Source organism: Vibrio sp. 2092 (assembly GCF_033339635.1).
Taxonomy (GTDB): Bacteria; Pseudomonadota; Gammaproteobacteria; order Enterobacterales; family Vibrionaceae; genus Vibrio; species Vibrio alginolyticus.
The window spans coordinates 205,254-223,294 of sequence record NZ_JAWOUY010000005.1 but is presented as its reverse complement, the minus strand read 5'-3'; the positions used below and the strand labels follow the sequence as shown (position 1 = coordinate 223,294).

The following is an 18,041-nucleotide window of genomic DNA, read 5'->3' as shown; positions in this document are numbered from 1 at the left end:
CCTATTAGGCAGCCGAGCCTAGTGCCGACTGTAAATCAATACCATGTTCTCGCATTGCTGCGAGCTTGTAGCGTAGCGCTCGAGTAGAGACTCCAAGCGCGTTTGCGGTTTTCGTTCGGTTTCCACCAAACTGACGTAACTTTTCCAAAATAAACTGATATTCAGCTTGCTTCTTCGCTTCTACATGACCAAAACTTGAAGTTGGCTCTGCTGTAGGAACTGACGCGACAAGCTCAATAGGCAGCATCAGGTCATGGGCTGTAATGTAATCACCATGACGCATGACCAAAGCGCGTTGAATGACATTTTCCAACTCACGAATATTGCCCGGCCAGTGATACTGACTCAGCGCACTAATCGCATCTTGGGATAAGTGACAGCGGCTGCTATCTTGATACTTTTCAATAAAGAATTGGCTAATCGGTAGAATGTCCTCTTTTCTTTCACGCAAAGGCGGCCAGTGCAGAGGCAGCACATCTAATCGATAATAAAGATCTTCACGGAACGTGCCTTTTTGAACTTCCTCACGTAAGTCTTTGTTGGTTGCCGCAATAACACGAATATCGAGCTGAACGGCTTTATGGCTACCAACACGTTCTACTTCACGCTCTTGAAGGACGCGTAACAATTTAGCTTGAACCGCAGGTGACATTTCACCAATCTCGTCAAGCAGAATCGTCCCGCCATTTGCTTCTTCAAACTTACCGCTTTGAGAATTTGTCGCTCCGGTGAACGCGCCTTTTACATGACCGAATAGCACAGCCTCTAACATTGACTCTGGAATGGCGGCGCAGTTAACCGCCACAAATGGACCATTGATACGCGGAGAGTGCTCATGCACATATCGCGCCAGCACTTCTTTACCCGTTCCCGATTCACCTGTAATAAGCACACTCGCGTTAGTACATGCTGCACGATGCGCTAATTGCAGAACTTGTTTGCTTCTCCAAGACTCCGCAACAATGTTGGCCATTGGCTTACCTAACGCTTCAACACGTTTAAGCAGATTAACCAACTGATTAGATTCAAATGGGCGTAATAGATAATCAGTAGCGCCCGCTTTCATCGTCTCAGCAGCCAAGATGCCTTGTTCTTGGTCGACAATCGCAATAACGACACCCGAATTTCGCTGCTTTTGGTGACACGCGACAAACTCACGAACACACATATCCGGCAGCGTAGAGCTCACTAAAGTGATTTCTGCTCGCTCTTCAAGCAAAGCGCCTCGACCAGTACGAGTGTGTTTCGCGGTGTAACCTGCATTTTGCAACACATCCAATACTGGTTGAGCAAGAGCTTCATTTGGCTCAACCAACAAAATTTTCGTTTTCGTCATCATTGAACCTTAACTTTCGTTTGTTGATTTTGTGATTGTAGATCTGGGTGGTGTTTCGTAGCCGTATACTCATTGTCCCTCACTAAACGCAGGGTGACACGTCGGTTTTTTGCTTGGCCATTAACCGAGTTATTGCTGGCAATTGGGTAACGCGAACCATGAGCTCGTGTTTCGATCATCGACTCGTCGACCCCAAGCTCAATCAAAGCGTTGGTGACTTGCTCTGCTCGAGTACGTGACACAGAAAGGTTCGTTAAACTTGAACCAACGTTATCGGTGTGACCGTCGATGAGGATTTTGGTCACTCGATCATCCACAGATACATAGCTATACAGCGCTTCTAGTGTTGCTTTCTGTCCACGACTTAACGTCTTCTGACCAAACTCAAATGAGAGCGCCATATCCCTTGCCTCTGAAAAAGACAATTTAGGCAATCGCGCGCGACACGCATTAAATGATTTCAATGCGTTTTGAATTTGAAGAGTAGGAATCACAATCTCTGAAACAGAGGAAGCATTACTTCCTTTAACTGACAGCGTCACCCAACTACCCGAAGCAATTGAATCCATGAATTCTTCAGCGCCTTTATTAAAGATGAAACGCTGAGACGGCTTAGTAAATTCAAGGGAACCAAATTCTTTTCTATAAAGCTCATCACTCCAAGGAGCATTTTGAGTTGTTAAAGCAATCGTTTTCCATTTATTGTTTTCATATTCTATATCGGAAATAAAATAGAATTTATTATTAGGTTCCGCTAGGAAATAAAACTTCCCATAGTCATTATTTGATTGCAACAAGTTGCATTTGAATTTATTTCCCTCATATGTCCATTTAGAGAGGTCCATAGGGATTGTTAAGACTTCTTCTGAATATGACACTTTTGAAAAAATAAAACTGATAACAATAATTGTGTTACAAATTATCAAACGGACATGATTCATGTATATCTTACATTCCCATGACTTAAACCGTTTAATTAAATATGCCACCAAGCCGAGAGAACTGGCATAGCTAATCATTTTAATTACCTATTCTGAATATTAAAATTGGTTACAAAACGCTCAAGAGAGCACGCTTAGCCTCCAATGGAAGCTTTAAGCATAAAAAACAGTATCTTATAATTTATTTATTTGAAGTTGTTGTTACGCCATAAAGGCAATTTAAAAAATCTATAACAACTAAAACGCTCAACATTGTTATTTTATTTATTAAGCGATTTATAAAGAAAACTAACTCTTTTTAAATTTCATTAAAAGATTATGACTATATGAACAAAGCAACATGTGAACTAAAGTCACAATCTTAGAGTTTGGAGCTAAAAGATCATTAAAATTTCTGTGTAGACTACACGCCATTAAGTTAAAACACTTTCGATTGTTAACGCACGGTAAAATATAAATGGAAAATAGAGTTAGCGAGCCTATTTCTGATAGTCAACTACTTGATGTAGAATTATTAGGCAAACCTATTCATATCATTCGTGAGAAGCTCGATAATTTAATTTCAGAATCTTGCTCAAACCTTACGACTGAATTACAAAATTGGCTCAGCACAGGAAAAGTGGAAGCTAGCTTAACCTCAGTAGACTTGCACCGCTTTACATCGGTTGAGATGGACAAAGAACAAACGTCGACCTATCAACATCAGGAAGGCGGCATGGTATTCATCCATGGTAACCCTCACACGCTCATAAAGTTGGCTGATAGATTTTATGGTGCAAGTGCAGAGCGCTCAGCCGCTACTCTGACGGCCAGTGACTTACGTTTACAAGAGCGCATCAGTCGAATCATCATCGGTTGGCTTGCTCCTGGTGAAATGTGGGACACGGGTGAGTATGAGACCCCTAGAGGTATTGGCATTAACGTTCAATTAAACATTGCGTTTGACGATCATCAAGGCTCAATTCATCTCAAGCTAGATGGTCATCTTATTCAAACGCTAATCGAGCAGCTTGAACTGCAGCCTGATACCGATTTGTTTCAACCTTTCTGTCGTTCTTTAGAGACGACCCCCGTTCGACTGAACGTTGTTCTAAGTAAAAAGAAGATGCCTTTAAGTGATGTGGTTGGCTTACAACCCAACGATATTTTACCTATTGAGCTTCTTAACACGGTTCCAGTAAGCATTGGCAACCAATCTCTATTTACAGGTCGTATTGCCGAGCAAGACGGCCAACTTGTTTTGATCTTTAACCCTGATAAGGAACCGCAGCGATGAGCGAAGCGCTAGAAACTAATGCATTCGACGCAGAAGAACTGAACTTTGATGATTTTCAATTAGAAGACTTTGAAGCCGAAGATACGCTCCAACAAGAACCAGCCACTGCGGAACGTGACCTTAGCTTTTTCAAAAGCATTCCTGTCACAGTCACGCTGGAAGTTGCGAGTAAGGAGATCCCACTTGGGGACTTAATGAAAGCGGGTGAAGGCACGGTTATCGAGTTGGAAAAGCTCAATGGCGAGCCTTTAGACGTGAAAGTAAACGGTTCTCTTATGGGCCACGCTGAAGTTGTCGTTGTCAATGATAAGTATGGACTTCGTCTGATCGATGTACATGACTCTGCATTGAGTGGCGTTGGTCAATAATCTTAGGTAGGCATCACAATGAAAAATCTGAGCGCTTGGCACCGTTGGTTACCTCTTTTGGTATTGGTGTCACTTTTGTTTGCTTTCCCAACAATGGCGGCTGACAACGGCTTAACTATCTTGTCCGTTTCTGATGGCGACACACAACAAGAATACAGCGTTAAACTGCAAATTCTGTTGTTGATGACGGCGCTCAGTTTTCTTCCAGCATTTATTTTGATGGCGACGAGCTTTACTCGAATTGTCGTTGTCCTTGCGATTTTGCGCCAAGCTCTTGGTCTTCAACAAAGCCCACCTAACAGAGTGTTGGTCGGGATCGCTCTCGCATTGACGTTACTGATTATGCGCCCTGTCTGGAGCGATATTTATGAAAATGCGTTTCAGCCATACGACAACGGCGAAATCACGCTAATACAGGCTTTTTCTGTTGCAGAGAAACCAGTGAGAGAGTTCATGCTGGCACAGACGCACCAAAGCTCTCTTGAACAAATGTTACGTATTGCCAATGAGCCTCTCGACCAAAACGTTGAGGATATTTCATTTGCCGTTGTCTTGCCTGCATTTGTCATTAGTGAACTAAAAACCGCCTTCCAAATTGGTTTTATGCTTTTCATCCCGTTTTTGGTCATCGACTTGGTTGTCGCCAGTGTCCTGATGGCAATGGGTATGATGATGCTATCACCTTTAATTGTCTCACTTCCCTTTAAGTTGGTGGTATTTGTACTCGTGGATGGTTGGGCAATGACAGTTGGCACCTTATCTGCCAGCTTCGGTTAACTAGGAGCAGTTATGACCCCAGAACTAACCGTAACGTTATTTTCCGATGCAGTATGGCTGATCATTTTGATGGTTGCCGTATTGGTTGTTCCAGGCTTAATTGTCGGTTTGTGTATCGCCGTATTTCAGGCTGCCACACAAATCAACGAGCAAACACTCAGCTTTTTGCCACGTTTGCTCGTTACCTTATTAATGGTGATTTTTGCAGGTCACTGGATGCTACGTAAGATCATGGAACTGTTTGATTTCTTGTTCCACAACATACCAGGGATGATTGGCTAATGGCCATCACATTTGCAGAGCTCTCGGCGATACTCGGTCAACTCTGGTGGCCGTTTTTTCGTGTGGGAGCCGTATTTATTTCAATGCCTTTCTTTGGTGATGCAATTATTCCTGTTTGGGTTCGTACTTTACTGGCCCTCTCGATCGTTGTCATTACTGGACCGTTAATGCCACCCATGCCACAAGTCGAGTTATTCTCTATGACTTCTCTGTTCCTTGCTTTTGAGCAAGCTATTTGGGGAGTAATGTTTGGGTTAATTTTGCACATGCTCTTTAACGTTTTCACCATGCTTGGTCAGGTGATTTCTCTGCAAATGGGCTTAGGTATGGCGATGATGAATGATCCTATTAACGGGCTTTCTGTCGCCATTTTGGGACGCATATTTCTGATTTTCTCAACCTTGTTGTTTCTTGCGCTAGAAGGACACTTACTCGTCATAGATATCGTGATTCAAAGCTTTGTTGTTTGGCCAGTCGGATCTGGTATCACATCGCTTTCTCTGCAAGGTGTTGTCAATATTTTCGGTTGGATGTTTGCCTCTTCACTCGCTTTGGCTTTGCCCGCTATTGTTTCCATGCTTCTAGCCAACATCAGTTTTGGTGTAATGAACCGAGCCGCACCATCACTTAATGTCTATGCGTTAGGTTTTCCTATGACGATGCTGCTGGGTCTATTCAGCGTATTAATCTCAGTTTCTGGTGTTCCTGGTCGCTACACGGCGCTCGTTCACGACACCATTAGACACTTGAGTAACTTTATGTTGGGGGGAGCATGAGCGATCAATCTTCTCAAGACAAAACTGAAAAAGCCTCACCGCAGAAGGTAAAGAAAGCCCGCCAGGAAGGACAAATTCCTCGCGCGAAAGAGTTTACTACTGCGGTAATATTTCTAGCGGTGGCGCTCTACTTTTACTCTCAGCTTAATAGTATTTGGGAAAGCATGTCGGGGATCTTTCGCTACAACATGATGCTGACACGAGCCGACCTAGAAAACCCTAAACAACTTGTCGAGCAATTGGGACAAAGTTTAGCGGTCATCATCGACATGCTATTACCATTGTTTACCGTCATTATTATCGTGACCTGTGGTAGTAGCCTTGTGTTAGGCGGTTGGATGTTCCGTCCAGCGAACGTGATGCCAAAGCTGAGCAAAATTAATCCTTTGAGCGGGATAAAGCGCATTTTTTCGACCCGCTCAGTGGTTGAGCTCTTAAAGTCGACGTTCAAAGTAGCCGTCATCTTCGGCATCTTATATGGCTACTTAGACAACCACTTACAGCCATTACTTGGCATGCAAAATCTCCCGCTCAGCCAAGGTTTTTCTCTAGTAATGTCAATTCTGTTTGAAGGCTTACTCTTAATGGGCTTTGCATTGTTGTTATTTGGGGTTATCGACATTCCTTATCAGCGTTGGGAACACCTAAAAGAACTCCGCATGACGAAACAAGAATTGAAAGAGGAATTTAAAAATAATGAAGGTCGTCCGGAAGTAAAGCAACGTATTCGTCAAATACAGCAACAGTTTGCGCGCCGTAAGATCGATAAAATGGTGCCGACGGCTGACGTGATCATCACAAACCCAACGCACTACGCAGTCGCACTGAAGTACGAGCCTTCGCTTTCTGACGCGCCCTTTGTCGTCGCAAAAGGTGTAGACGAAACCGCTATGCACATTCAACGTATCGCCCGAGAAAACAAAGTGGAAATCATTAACTCCCCGCCACTTACCCGTTCGATTTATCACACGACGGCGATTGAACAAGCAATCCCAAGCCAACTGTACATCGCAGTGGCACATATTCTTACTTACGTTTTGCAATTGAAAGCCTTTCGTAAAGGTGAGGGAAAAGAGCCAATTCCTTTACCTCATTTTTCGATTCCAAAACATTTGCAGCACTGATTAACCCGCGTTTATCCAAGGACACGAAAGTATGCTTAACCGGTTAAAACAACTTCAAACATCAACCAAAGGCTACGTTGGCATTCCAATCGTCTTGCTAATGATATTAGCAATGGTGATTCTTCCTTTGCCTCCTCTGCTACTGGATGCGCTGTTTACCTTTAATATCGTCTTAGCAATCCTAGTATTGCTGGTCAGCACAACCGCAAAGCGACCATTAGATTTCTCTGTTTTTCCAACTATTTTGCTGGTCGCAACATTATTACGTCTCACATTGAACGTGGCTTCTACGCGAATTGTACTCCTAGAAGGACATAATGGTGGTGACGCAGCGGGTAAGGTCATTCAAGCATTCGGTGAAGTCGTCATTGGCGGTAACTACGTCGTTGGTATGGTGGTGTTCGTCATCTTGATGATCATCAACTTCGTCGTAATCACCAAAGGTGGTGAACGTATTTCTGAGGTTTCAGCCCGCTTTACGTTGGATGCTTTACCAGGCAAACAAATGGCAATTGATGCCGACTTAAACGCTGGCCTTATCGATCAGGAAACGGCTCGCTTACGCCGTAAAGAAGTCGCCAACGAAGCCGATTTTCATGGTTCGATGGATGGTGCATCAAAGTTTGTGCGTGGCGATGCCATCGCAGGTTTGTTGATTCTGTTTATCAATATCATTGGTGGTATTAGTATTGGTGTCTTCGAGCATGGACTCGCTGCGTCTGACGCCTTTAAAACTTATGCCCTACTCACAATCGGTGATGGTCTAGTTGCTCAAATTCCTTCACTACTATTGGCAACGGCTGCCGCGATTATCGTTACGCGAATTAATGATAGCGATAATGGCATGTCGGAAACCATGCAAAAGCAATTACTGGCAACTCCTGCAACGCTATTTACTGTCGCAGGTATTATGGCGGTAATCGGTATGGTACCGGGTATGCCACACCTAGCCTTTTTTGCGTTTTCTGGCGCATTAGCGTTCGCAGGGTGGCGTCAAACCAAGAAGCCAGTGCAAGACTCCCAGATTGAAGAGGTCGAAGCACTTTCACAAGCGATGCAAGACGATGATACACCGCTGACATGGGATGATATTCCTCACGTCCAAACATTATCACTTGCGCTTGGTTACCGACTCGTCCATCTAGTCAACAAAGAACAAGGGGCACCTTTATCACAACGAATTCGCGGTGTGCGTCGAAACCTTTCTGAACAAGTTGGCTTTTTATTACCTGAAGTTCGTATTCGTGACAATCTGATCCTCAAGCCAAACCAATACACAATTTCTCTAAATGGCGAAGTCATTGAGCAAGGTTTTATTGAACCAGAGCGTTTAATGGCGATAGCGGTTGGCGAAACTTACGGTGAGGTAGATGGCATTTTGGGTAGCGATCCTGCTTATCAGTTGCCAGCTGTGTGGATTGAGCATCAAGATAAAGCAAAAGCACTTAATATGGGTTACCAAGTTGTCGATGATGGCACTGTTATTGCCACTCATATTAGTAAAATCATGAAGACAAACCTTGCAGAATTGTTTACGCACGACGATGTGGAAGCAATAACCCAGCGTTTGACACAACAAGCCCCGAAACTAGCAGAAGCATTAGCAGCAGCACTTAATCCAGCACAGCAGCTGAAAGTATATCGCCAGCTTTTATTGGACCAAGTGCCACTAAAAGATATTCGCACGATTGCCAACACAATGTTGGAATCCGCGGAAAATACAAAGGACCCGATCCTACTTGCATCTGATGTACGCTGTGCACTAAAGCGTACGCTTGTTAACTTAATTGCAGGACAAAAGAACGAATTAAATGTCTACGCACTGTCTGATGAGTTAGAACAAATGCTACTAACTTCACTGCAACAAGCACAATCTTCTGGTACGGTAACACTAGATAGCTTCCCAATTGAGCCAAACATTCTTGGTCAGTTCCAACAAAACTTGCCATTGATTAGACAACAGCTTAAACAACAGGGGCTACCTCCGATCCTTCTCGTTATGCCACAGCTGCGCCCTCTTCTAGCGCGTTACGCTCGCACATTTACACAAGGGCTGGCAGTATTGTCTTACAACGAAATCCCAGAAAACAAACAAATCAATGTGGTAGGAAACCTTGGTTAATCTTATTTCAACACATGCGATGTACGAACATTTGGTTGGTCTCGCAGTACAACACATCGTCACGGATGACGATCAATTAGTCTTTGATGCTTTAAAACACAATGATGTCCAACACGCATGCCAAGCAATTAGGGAAGCTCAATCAGGGGAAGTAGAATTCCAACACCTGACGTTGAGATTTGGTATGCGTGGAGAACAAAGTGTCTATCAATTCAAACTCTCTGAACAAATGCAGTACTGCCTGGATTTGTTCAGTCTTTACCTTGCACTAAGACAAACACAATTTCAGTTAGAAGCCTTTCATCACGACTTGATTAGTAATGTTGTCGTGCCGATTCGCGTGGATGCATTACTTTGGGAGCCTGGGGTTTATTTTCTCGAACAGACGATTCAATTCCACTCTTCTGCTTTTCAACATGTGATTCCTTCTCTTCAAGCTGATGAAACGTTATGTGATAGTGATAAAGTCGCCACACTCACCAAAAAGTTAAAAGAGAATGCATATTCACTTTGGTTTGAAGTCGCGACATCGCAAGTGAACTTCGAGCGCGTCGCAGACTTTAGTCCCGATATGATCAAATTGTCAGTCACACTAGAGGATAAAGAAGAAAGACACGCTTTCCTACCTATTGCTAAGTTCTTAAGAAAGCATAAATATACTTGGGTTGCCGGACGTGTAGCGAGTCAAACGGAACTTAACCGCTATCGTTTATTGGGTGCCAGTTATTATTTTGGTTATTTCAGCGATATCCCAACCTCTCTCTCCTTTCAGTCTTTTGATGAGGAATAGTTGAAACTCAACCATTTATATTTAAAACAGCACGATTTATTCGTGCTGTTTTTTTATTTATAACGGATAACCACAAGATCATTGGGCAATAGTTTCTTTAACTTAACTAAAAAATTTAGGCTTATATGATGATTTTCCCGGTTTTCATGGAATACAAATCACTAAAAATCATCAATTTTTATCTTTTTTAGAAATTTTTTAATTTTCAAATTAATCATTAAAGCCGACCGACCGCCTCTAGTTAGTGACAAGGGAATATCCCGAGGCCTGAAAGATATAGTGACTAACTAAGGAGACTAAGATGGCTTTATCAATGCACACTAACTACGCTTCGCTTGTAACTCAAAACACAATGAACACAACAAGCGGACTTCTAAACACAGCAATGGAACGTCTAAGCACAGGCTACCGTGTGAACTCAGCTGCTGATGACGCTGCTGGTCTTCAAATTGCTAACCGTCTAGAAGCGCAAACACGCGGCATGTCAGTAGCAATGCGTAACGCACAAGACGGCATCTCTATGATGCAAACTGCTGAAGGTGCGATGGATGAAATGACAAACATCGTTTACCGTATGAACGACCTTGCTACACAATCGTTGAACGGTTCAAACAGTGCAACAGACCGTGCGTCTCTTAACAAAGAGTTCACACAGCTTACTGCAGAACTAAACAACATCGTAGACAACACTAAGTTCGGTGGTCAAAACCTTCTTAAAGGCGGCGGCTTCGGTGCAGGTGACGTAACATTCCAAATCGGTGCATCTTCTGCTGAAACATTGACTGTAAGCGCAAGCGCAGGTATCGGTGAAATCACTACTATTCTTGCTGATGCAGCAATTACAGATGGTATCGATGACGCGACTAAAGCAAAAGCAGCACTAGACAAAATCAGCGGCGCTGACGGTCTAGTAGAAAAAATTGGTAGCTCTCGTGCAGACTTCGGTGCGAACATCAACCGTCTTGAGCACACTATGGCTAACCTTGGTAACATGGTAGAAAACGTTACAGCATCTAAAGGTCGTATCATGGATACAGACTTTGCAGTAGAGTCTTCAAACATGACTAAGAACCAAATGTTGATGCAAGCAGGTACAACTGTTCTGTCTCAAACTAACCAGCTTCCAAGCATGGCAATGTCACTACTACGCTAATTACTTAGTTAATAGTGCGCTTAATTTAAATCGTCTTAATTATAAAGCCTTCCTATGGAAGGCTTTATTTTTATCTACGAATATAAATAGAGCTCGTATTATCTTTGTGAGATTCAGGCACTCTGAATCCGAATTTCAACATAATATTAAATAAAACCTTATTAAACAGTTCTAATTCTATCGTCTCTAATTTGCTTCCTATTTTACTATCTCTAAGTTCAGGAAAATTGAACTTAGCTTCCTTTAAGATACTAGCTATCTCATCAGAATTGATGCTCTGTTTACTTAATAGTTTTTTGTTAATGAACTCTTCATATGCACGAGCACATTTCATCAATCGCAACGCAAATTCATTCATAACTGACATTCTTTGAAACGTAAAAAATTTAATTTTTAGTGAGAACACTTGCACTTCGCACTATCAAAAATAATATCAGAACGCAATTAATGCACTCTGTAAGAATTATCTGAATCAAGCTGAAGTAAAGGCTGAATATAACGTCCAATTAAAACATCTCTCCTAATTAGAACCGTCAATACAATTAAATATTTTCTTTGTTTAGGTCGCCTTTTCTTATAAGGAAATTACTTTTTCCATGGAGGAAGGCGGAACAAACAAGGTGGAAACACCACTTCCTCCCAAGAAAACAAAATAGCTTTAAACCTTTGTTTTAATTGAATTTAATATACGGCACGTATCTTGCCACTGATAATTAAACTAAGGCGTAGCATTCAAAGTATTCAAGCCAATAAGAGATGAGAGGAGCACACCTCATGAGTTCTTTAGACCCAGTAAAAATGGCAACCCAATTCGCACAATTGGACACAAACCCATTCAAAAACCGTTACCAAGCGCAAGCTAATGTGTACCAGTCACAACTGTCAGCTTTTAATAAAGTTGAAAGCGCACTACGTGATTTTCGTACTGCAATGAAAGAGATGAATAACAGTACAAACAGCATCATCAAAAACAGTGCGACACTCTCTCAAGAAGGTAACTTTACTGCAAACGCGGATGCTAAAGCGCTAACGGGTAACTATCAGATTTTTGTAGAAAAAGTGGCAACGGCGCATCAAGTATCTACAGGTATGCCTGCAGACCTTGAGGCAACGACAGAAGTACCAACAACTGGATCTTTAGAATTCACCATCAACGGTGAAACAATGACTCTAGACTTGTCCTCCGTTGATGTTAATGGTGACGGCACTGCAACGATCAGCGATTTAGCCAGTGCGATTAACAATCACACGGATAACCCTGGCGTTAACGCCACTCTAGTTCGCTCGAATGGTCAAACACACTTTATGCTATCGAGCACTGAGACTGGTGTCGAAAATAAGATCAACGTATCTGCATCGGGTACTGGCCAAGCGTGGTTTGAAGACGCCTTCACCAACCTCAAGCAAATCAACGCTCCGCAAGATGCGGTTATGTGGCTAGGTGCAAAAGACTCAGGCCTGAAACTAACCAACGCAAGTAATACTTTTGAAGGTGTCATCGACGGTGTTGACATTACCGTATCTAAACCGCAAGCCGCGGGAGATTCGCCAATCGGTTTAAAAATTGGAGCTGATAGCGAAGGCACTAAAGAACAACTAGATAAGTTTGTGGAAACCTACAATGCCCTTGTTTCGACTATCGATCAGTACACCCAAATTGGCGGTGAAGATCAGAAACGCGGCGTGCTCGCTAGCGACTCGACATTGCGTTCTATTGAGAGTCAGTTAACGGGGTTAATCCGAGGTGAACACAATGGTATGCGCCTAAGCGAAATCGGCGTGAGCCTAGACCGCAACGGTAAAATGAAAGTTGATCAAGAAAAGTTCAAAGAAGCTCAACAAACAAACAGCGCAGGCTTAGAGGCGTTGTTTAATGGGGATGACGCTTTGCTAGATTCTCTTGACGCGATGGTAGAGCCTTTCTTGAAGTTCTCATCAGGTACCTTCAGCACGCGTAAAGACGCAATACAGTCAAGCTTAGACCGAATCAAAGATAAACAAACCAATTTAGAGCGTAAGTACGAAATGTCGTACAACCGCTATCTCAAACAATTCACTCAAATGAATTCAATTATGACCCAAATGAACCAAACCATGTCCATGTTTAATGCTCAAAAATAAGACATTTGGTTCCAAATTTAGGAGAAATATTCATGCTTATGGATTCTGGTTACGATTCGTACCAACAAGTCGATCTCGACGCTCAAGCGGCAGCAGCAAATCCACACCAATTGGTCATCATGTTAATCGATGGCCTACTCGATGAAGTTGAACGTATTCGCGGCCACCTAGCCGCAAATCGTTTGGCCGAGAAAGGGAATGGAATCAACAAATGCATGAACATCTTGATTGGACTAACAAGTGCTCTAGATGATGAAAACGGCGGTGAAATTGCGGAAAACCTACGCCAGCTGTATGACTTCTGCCAAGTCGAACTTTATTACGCTAGCGTGCAAAACGATGCAAATCGCTTGGTTAACGTTGAGCGTGTAATGGGTAACATTCGTGAAGGTTGGATGAATTTTGGACAACAAGCATAAAGTATCGCCAGAGCGATTCCGTCATTTATCTCAGCTCATCCAGTTCGCCGCAAAAACGGCCGATTGGCATGCGCTCAAGCGGTACGACTTGCAGTTGCGAGAGCTTTTGATCAGTCACAAGCCTTTTTTGAAAGATCCTAAGCTTGCACCTGAAATCCAGCGAGCGAAAACAGTGCACGCTAATGCCTTCGCAGTATTAGAGAAGTCGACCAACGAGTTGAAAAAAGAGATGAACATGGTCAATGACCATCAAGAACGCGCTATGGCCTATCAATTAGCAATGACCATGGAGCTAACTCAATGATCATACCTTCTTCAACTCAGCACTCGGGTAATTCGCCAGCTAACAATGAGGGTCACATCAAGCAAGCGAACTCGGTACACGGCTTTTCTCATGGTTTTAAATCAGGGAACAAGCAGAATGGTGAGCAAGACTTTAACTCTGCGTCAGAGGTACCGAGTTTTCACCTTACGGCCTCTACTTTGAACAGCGCAAACAAAGTACAAAGTCATGGTTTTGATACTGATGACCGCTCAGCTTCAGATCCGGATGCCAACTTGACCAGTACACTAGGGTTAACAGAATCGACTGATCTTGCAGCGCAAGCTCAAGCTTTAACCCAGGGTATGATTACCATGGCAGAGAAGCAGGCTGAGAAACTAGGAAAAGCGTCATCTTTAATGACTGCGAGCGAAGTTAAGTCTGTTACTCAAGATTCGTCTAACGCTATGTTAAACACATCTTCAAAACAAGATGTGAAGCAAAGTCTGCCGACTTCATCGAGTTCGCGTTTGCCTATCTCCGGTGCTGAGTTTCAAACTCTTTTGAATCAACCTGTTCAAGGGCAACCAACCGCATCTCTACTTCAAGCACAAGCTCCTACAACACAACCTGCACATTCACCGGTTGCGACGAGTCATATTCAAGCTCAAGGCTCTGAGTGGGCAGCGGTGCGTGTTGATACCACTGCCGGAAAGTGGGGGGAGCAAATGATGCAAGTATTACATGATCGCGTGACGCTCCAAGCTCAACAAAATGTACAAGAAGCAAAAATCCGCCTAGACCCACCAGACTTAGGGAAATTGGATTTACTTGTACGTGTTGAAGGTGACCGATTGAGTGTCCACATCAACGCCAATGCCGCAGCAACACGAGAAGCTTTAATGCAAGTTTCGGAACGATTGCGTACTGAGTTACAAGAGCAAAACTTCGTTCATGTCGATGTCAATGTTGGCTCTGATCAAAACCGAGGTCGAAATGACCCACATGCAAACGAAGAAGACGCCAATATTTTCGCCGCACGAGAATCTGGTGCATTCCAAACCACGACAACAACTAACTATTCAGAACACTGGCTAAGCACTCAAGCTTAGTGAATCTTCGAGGAAAAAGGTTATGACCAAACAACAAATGATCGCCCTGTTTATCGCCATGATCATCACCAGTGCCCTCGTTTCGGCCGTCACAATTATGGGCGGAATCTGGTACTTAAACAAACACGCTCAAGAGTCACCTGACTCTGGTTCACTGATCGAAGACTCTCCACTGTCTTTTTTGGTCACAGAACAACCGACAAGTAAAGGTCCTAGCTTCCATCCTTTGGACAAAGTCGTTTTGACCGTTAAAGGCAAGAAACAGACTCACTTTGTGATGCTAGAACTGGCAATTGAGACACGCCGTCCAGAGCGTATCAAAGAGATCGATGAATACATGCCTATGGTACAAAACTCTCTATTAAAACTGTTTAGCGACAAAACGTTTGATCAGTTACAGCAAGCGGGTGCCATCGATATTCTGCAAGACGAAGTGAAGCAAACGCTTCTACTCGCTTTTGCTAAAACAGACATCGTCCGAGAAATCGACGATGTTTTGTTGACTAAATATGTTGTGCAATAACGGAGCACAACCATGTTAGACATGAATGTACAAGACACTTACACCACAGAAGAGGAAGTGACAACACCGTCACGACCAATTGATGAAAACGCATTGCTACAACGTCATCAGGTCATGGTAAAACGCGTAGTTAACCAGCTGCGCGTTCATGCCACTTCTCACTGTAGTATTGAAGATATGCAGCAGATAGGCCTTATCGCTCTAGTCGAGGCTGGACGCCGATATGGCGATGTTGACGATCCTCACTTTCCTGCTTTCGCCGTTTGTCGAGTTCGGGGAGCTATTTTAGACGAATTACGCCGACTAGATTGGCGTTCACGTAAGACTCGTCAACAAGCCCACGAGCTCAACGACGTGACTCGAGATCTCACTCGAACGTTAGGTCGAATGCCAACGGATGCCGAAATCATCCAGGCTTTAGGGACGAATGAGCAAGATTATTACAACCGCCAAAATGCCGCTCTCGCAGGCGAGATGCAAAGCCTTGACCAACTGATGGAGAGCAGCGGTGATAGCTACATTGGCGGGCAATACGATGGCATGGAACATGAACATATTCGTCGTAGTTTAGACAGTGCTTTGGGTAAGTTACCTAAGCGCGATCAACTGCTCCTGACTCTGTTCTATCAACATGAACTCAACTTACACGAAATAGCTCTGGTATTGGATCTGACACCACCTCGTATATGTCAGCTTCACAAACAAGCGCTGAAACAACTCAACCAATTAATGTCCTCTTAGGAGTCACAAGATGCAAAAGTTTTTTGGAGTGCTCACTATCCTGGTGTGCGTCTTCGGTGGATATATGTGGGCCGGTGGTAGCTTAGGTGCTATCTGGCAGCCAGCCGAATTCCTTATCATTATTGGCGCCGCTGCTGGTTCTTTGATCATCGGTAATCCGCCTCATGTACTGAAAGAAATGCGTCGCCAAGTGCCAGCGACCATTAAAGGTCCAACAGAAGAGCATGAGTACTACATGGAATTAATGGCACTACTCAACAACTTGCTAGAGACAGCGAGAAACCGCGGATACAAGTTTCTGGATTCTCATATTGAGGCTCCGGAGCAAAGCTCTATGTTCCTCGCTTACCCGACGATCGCCGAAGATCATCGCCTAATTTCTTTCATTACTGACAATTTACGTTTAATGGCAATGGGACAGATGTCGCCTCATGAATTAGAGGGACTGCTAGAGCAAGAAATCGAAGCAATACAGAACGAAATGCTTTTACCTTCACGCTCACTACAGCGTACAGCAGAAGCACTACCTGGCTTCGGTATTCTTGCAGCAGTTGGTGGCATCATTATCACCATGCAAGCTATTGATGGCTCAATCGCTATGATTGGTTATCACGTTGCGGCAGCTCTCGTTGGTACATTCATTGGTATTTTCGGTTGTTACTGTGGCTTAGATCCACTAAGTAACGCCATGGCTCAGCGAGTAAAACGTAATATGACTGCTTTTGAGTGCGTTCGTGCAACCTTGGTTGCCTACGTAGCGAAAAAGCCGACATTGCTCGCCATTGACGCTGGTCGTAAACATATTCAGCTAGACATCAAACCAACATTCAACCAAATGGAGAAGTGGTTAGCTGAACAGGAGGGATAATGCAAAAACAAGAGCATGTAGTGTTCAAACGTGCCAAAGTATACAGCCATGATGAGTCGTCTCATGGCGGCGCGTGGAAAGTCGCGTTTGCTGACTTCATGATCGCCCTAATGGCGCTGTTTCTTGTACTTTGGGTTATGCAGGTGGTAGACAAAGAAGAGCGTAAAGCGATTGTTGCCCACTTGCATAGTTCAAGCGTATTCGACAAGAGTTACGGCAACCCATTTGATACATCACAAAGTATTTCTCCTATCGACTTGGCACAGGACTCTTCTGTGCCAAGTAAACACAACTCCAACCATGTGGTAAGCTCTTACTTCAAAGGTGATGGGGATGGACCAGAAATTGATTCTTTGATTCCTGGTAACTTCGATACTCAAGAGCAACTTGCCGCACTAGCGAAAGTAATTGAGCAAATGACTGCCCAAATTAATGCGCAGGGAAATGTAAACGTCACGGTGACACCACAAGGTTTGCGTATCGTCCTTCAAGATGATTACAAACAGCACATGTTCAGCCGTGGTGGTGCAGAACTTACTCCTTTTTTTGAAGATTTACTGCTCGCACTAGCACCTGTATTTCATCGTGTTAACAACCCTCTGATCATCAGCGGACACACAGATGCAATTCCATTTAAAAAGCGTTTTGGTCGTCAATCTAACTGGGCGTTATCAGCCTCTCGAGCAGACGTAGCAAGAAATACGTTAGTTGAAGGCGGTATGCCGGATGATAGAGTAATGCAGGTAACGGGTATGTCAGATAGAGCGCTGCTTAATCCTGATGAGCCAGATTCTAGCGAAAACCGTCGTATTGAGCTGTTTGTTTTAACGACTCCTGCCGCTAAAGTGCTTGAGACCCTTTTTGGCAACCACCAAGAAAGTGAACTGCAAAAAGCGAAAGATAAGGCTGAATTCAACCAACCAGTCATTCGTCAAGAAGTCATCAATTACTCCGGCGATACCGCCACCAGCGAAGTAAAAATTCAAGAATTATAATCTTAAAAGGTCACCACTCTGATGGTGACCTCTCTAACCAAAGCCTCTGTTACTG

The 18,041-nt window shown here is 43.6% G+C and carries 20 protein-coding genes; 17 read left to right on the top strand and 3 right to left on the bottom strand.

The window, feature by feature from the left end; all coding sequences use genetic code 11:
• Positions 1-4: 4 nt before the first annotated feature.
• A complete protein-coding gene (locus R7P80_RS11415; protein ID WP_031778880.1) occupies positions 5-1,336 on the bottom strand; it encodes a sigma-54 interaction domain-containing protein in 1,332 nt (443 codons plus the stop codon).
• The gene (locus tag R7P80_RS11410) at positions 1,336-2,355 is read right to left on the bottom strand and encodes an OmpA family protein (RefSeq protein ID WP_170897363.1); all 1,020 of its coding nucleotides are present in this window, start codon (positions 2,353-2,355) and stop codon (positions 1,336-1,338) included. The genes R7P80_RS11415 and R7P80_RS11410 overlap by 1 nt, the downstream gene beginning before the upstream one ends.
• Before the next feature lie 379 nt (positions 2,356-2,734).
• Here R7P80_RS11410 and R7P80_RS11405 point away from each other — a divergent pair, with 379 nt between their 5' ends.
• The 9 genes from R7P80_RS11405 to lafA all read left to right on the top strand — a co-directional run bounded on the left by R7P80_RS11405 (position 2,735) and on the right by lafA (position 10,945).
• A complete protein-coding gene (locus tag R7P80_RS11405; protein WP_005375039.1) occupies positions 2,735-3,553 on the top strand; it encodes a FliM/FliN family flagellar motor switch protein in 819 nt (272 codons plus the stop codon).
• Positions 3,550-3,921 carry a flagellar motor switch protein FliN gene (gene fliN / locus R7P80_RS11400; RefSeq protein ID WP_005375038.1) on the top strand — a complete coding sequence of 124 codons (372 nt, stop codon included), beginning with the start codon at positions 3,550-3,552 and terminating at the stop codon, positions 3,919-3,921. The genes R7P80_RS11405 and fliN overlap by 4 nt, the downstream gene beginning before the upstream one ends.
• An 18-nt stretch (positions 3,922-3,939) precedes the next feature.
• Positions 3,940-4,698: a flagellar type III secretion system pore protein FliP gene (gene fliP, locus R7P80_RS11395; RefSeq protein ID WP_005375037.1), complete on the top strand. Its 759-nt coding sequence runs from the start codon at positions 3,940-3,942 to the stop codon at positions 4,696-4,698.
• A gap of 12 nt (positions 4,699-4,710) precedes the next feature.
• A complete protein-coding gene (gene fliQ, locus R7P80_RS11390) occupies positions 4,711-4,980 on the top strand; it encodes a flagellar biosynthesis protein FliQ (RefSeq protein ID WP_005375036.1) in 270 nt (89 codons plus the stop codon).
• Positions 4,980-5,756 carry a flagellar biosynthetic protein FliR gene (fliR, locus tag R7P80_RS11385; RefSeq protein ID WP_005375027.1) on the top strand — a complete coding sequence of 259 codons (777 nt, stop codon included), beginning with the start codon at positions 4,980-4,982 and terminating at the stop codon, positions 5,754-5,756. The genes fliQ and fliR overlap by 1 nt, the downstream gene beginning before the upstream one ends.
• The gene (flhB, locus tag R7P80_RS11380; protein ID WP_005375025.1) at positions 5,753-6,880 is read left to right on the top strand and encodes a flagellar biosynthesis protein FlhB; all 1,128 of its coding nucleotides are present in this window, start codon (positions 5,753-5,755) and stop codon (positions 6,878-6,880) included. The genes fliR and flhB overlap by 4 nt, the downstream gene beginning before the upstream one ends.
• A 31-nt stretch (positions 6,881-6,911) precedes the next feature.
• On the top strand, positions 6,912-9,002 hold the full coding sequence (flhA, locus tag R7P80_RS11375) for a flagellar biosynthesis protein FlhA (RefSeq protein WP_225491624.1): 2,091 nt from the start codon (positions 6,912-6,914) through the stop codon (positions 9,000-9,002).
• 19 nt (positions 9,003-9,021) lie between these two features.
• Positions 9,022-9,792 carry an EAL domain-containing protein gene (locus R7P80_RS11370; RefSeq protein ID WP_017633491.1) on the top strand — a complete coding sequence of 257 codons (771 nt, stop codon included), beginning with the start codon at positions 9,022-9,024 and terminating at the stop codon, positions 9,790-9,792.
• Positions 9,793-10,093: 301 nt separating this feature from the next.
• Complete coding sequence (gene lafA / locus R7P80_RS11365) at positions 10,094-10,945, top strand: lateral flagellin LafA (RefSeq protein WP_005375019.1); 852 nt, start codon at positions 10,094-10,096, stop codon at positions 10,943-10,945.
• Positions 10,946-11,015: 70 nt separating this feature from the next.
• Here the strand turns inward: lafA and R7P80_RS11360 are convergent, their stop codons facing one another.
• Positions 11,016-11,303, bottom strand: a complete 288-nt coding sequence (locus tag R7P80_RS11360) for a hypothetical protein (protein WP_005375016.1) — start codon at positions 11,301-11,303, stop codon at positions 11,016-11,018.
• Positions 11,304-11,719: 416 nt separating this feature from the next.
• On the opposite strand from R7P80_RS11360, the gene fliD reads away from it, so the two are divergent.
• From fliD to R7P80_RS11320, 8 genes are read left to right on the top strand one after another with little or no spacing between them, the layout of a single operon-like run.
• Positions 11,720-13,066 (top strand): flagellar filament capping protein FliD, encoded by a 1,347-nt coding sequence (gene fliD / locus R7P80_RS11355; protein ID WP_005375015.1) that lies wholly within the window; start codon positions 11,720-11,722, stop codon positions 13,064-13,066.
• A gap of 32 nt (positions 13,067-13,098) precedes the next feature.
• On the top strand, positions 13,099-13,485 hold the full coding sequence (gene fliS, locus R7P80_RS11350) for a flagellar export chaperone FliS (protein ID WP_005375014.1): 387 nt from the start codon (positions 13,099-13,101) through the stop codon (positions 13,483-13,485).
• Positions 13,469-13,789, top strand: a complete 321-nt coding sequence (locus R7P80_RS11345; RefSeq protein ID WP_005375013.1) for a hypothetical protein — start codon at positions 13,469-13,471, stop codon at positions 13,787-13,789. The genes fliS and R7P80_RS11345 overlap by 17 nt, the downstream gene beginning before the upstream one ends.
• Positions 13,786-14,859, top strand: coding sequence for a flagellar hook-length control protein FliK (locus tag R7P80_RS11340; RefSeq protein ID WP_170897364.1), 1,074 nt, complete (start codon positions 13,786-13,788; stop codon positions 14,857-14,859). Before R7P80_RS11345 ends, R7P80_RS11340 begins: the two co-directional genes overlap by 4 nt.
• Positions 14,860-14,881: 22 nt before the next feature.
• Positions 14,882-15,382, top strand: a complete 501-nt coding sequence (gene fliL, locus R7P80_RS11335; RefSeq protein WP_005375011.1) for a flagellar basal body-associated protein FliL — start codon at positions 14,882-14,884, stop codon at positions 15,380-15,382.
• Between the two features lie 12 nt (positions 15,383-15,394).
• Positions 15,395-16,123 carry a FliA/WhiG family RNA polymerase sigma factor gene (locus R7P80_RS11330; protein WP_005375008.1) on the top strand — a complete coding sequence of 243 codons (729 nt, stop codon included), beginning with the start codon at positions 15,395-15,397 and terminating at the stop codon, positions 16,121-16,123.
• 10 nt (positions 16,124-16,133) lie between these two features.
• Positions 16,134-16,991 carry a flagellar motor stator protein MotA gene (motA, locus tag R7P80_RS11325; RefSeq protein WP_005375006.1) on the top strand — a complete coding sequence of 286 codons (858 nt, stop codon included), beginning with the start codon at positions 16,134-16,136 and terminating at the stop codon, positions 16,989-16,991.
• On the top strand, positions 16,991-17,986 hold the full coding sequence (locus tag R7P80_RS11320) for a flagellar motor protein MotB (protein WP_005375003.1): 996 nt from the start codon (positions 16,991-16,993) through the stop codon (positions 17,984-17,986). Before motA ends, R7P80_RS11320 begins: the two co-directional genes overlap by 1 nt.
• Positions 17,987-18,041: the final 55 nt, after the last annotated feature.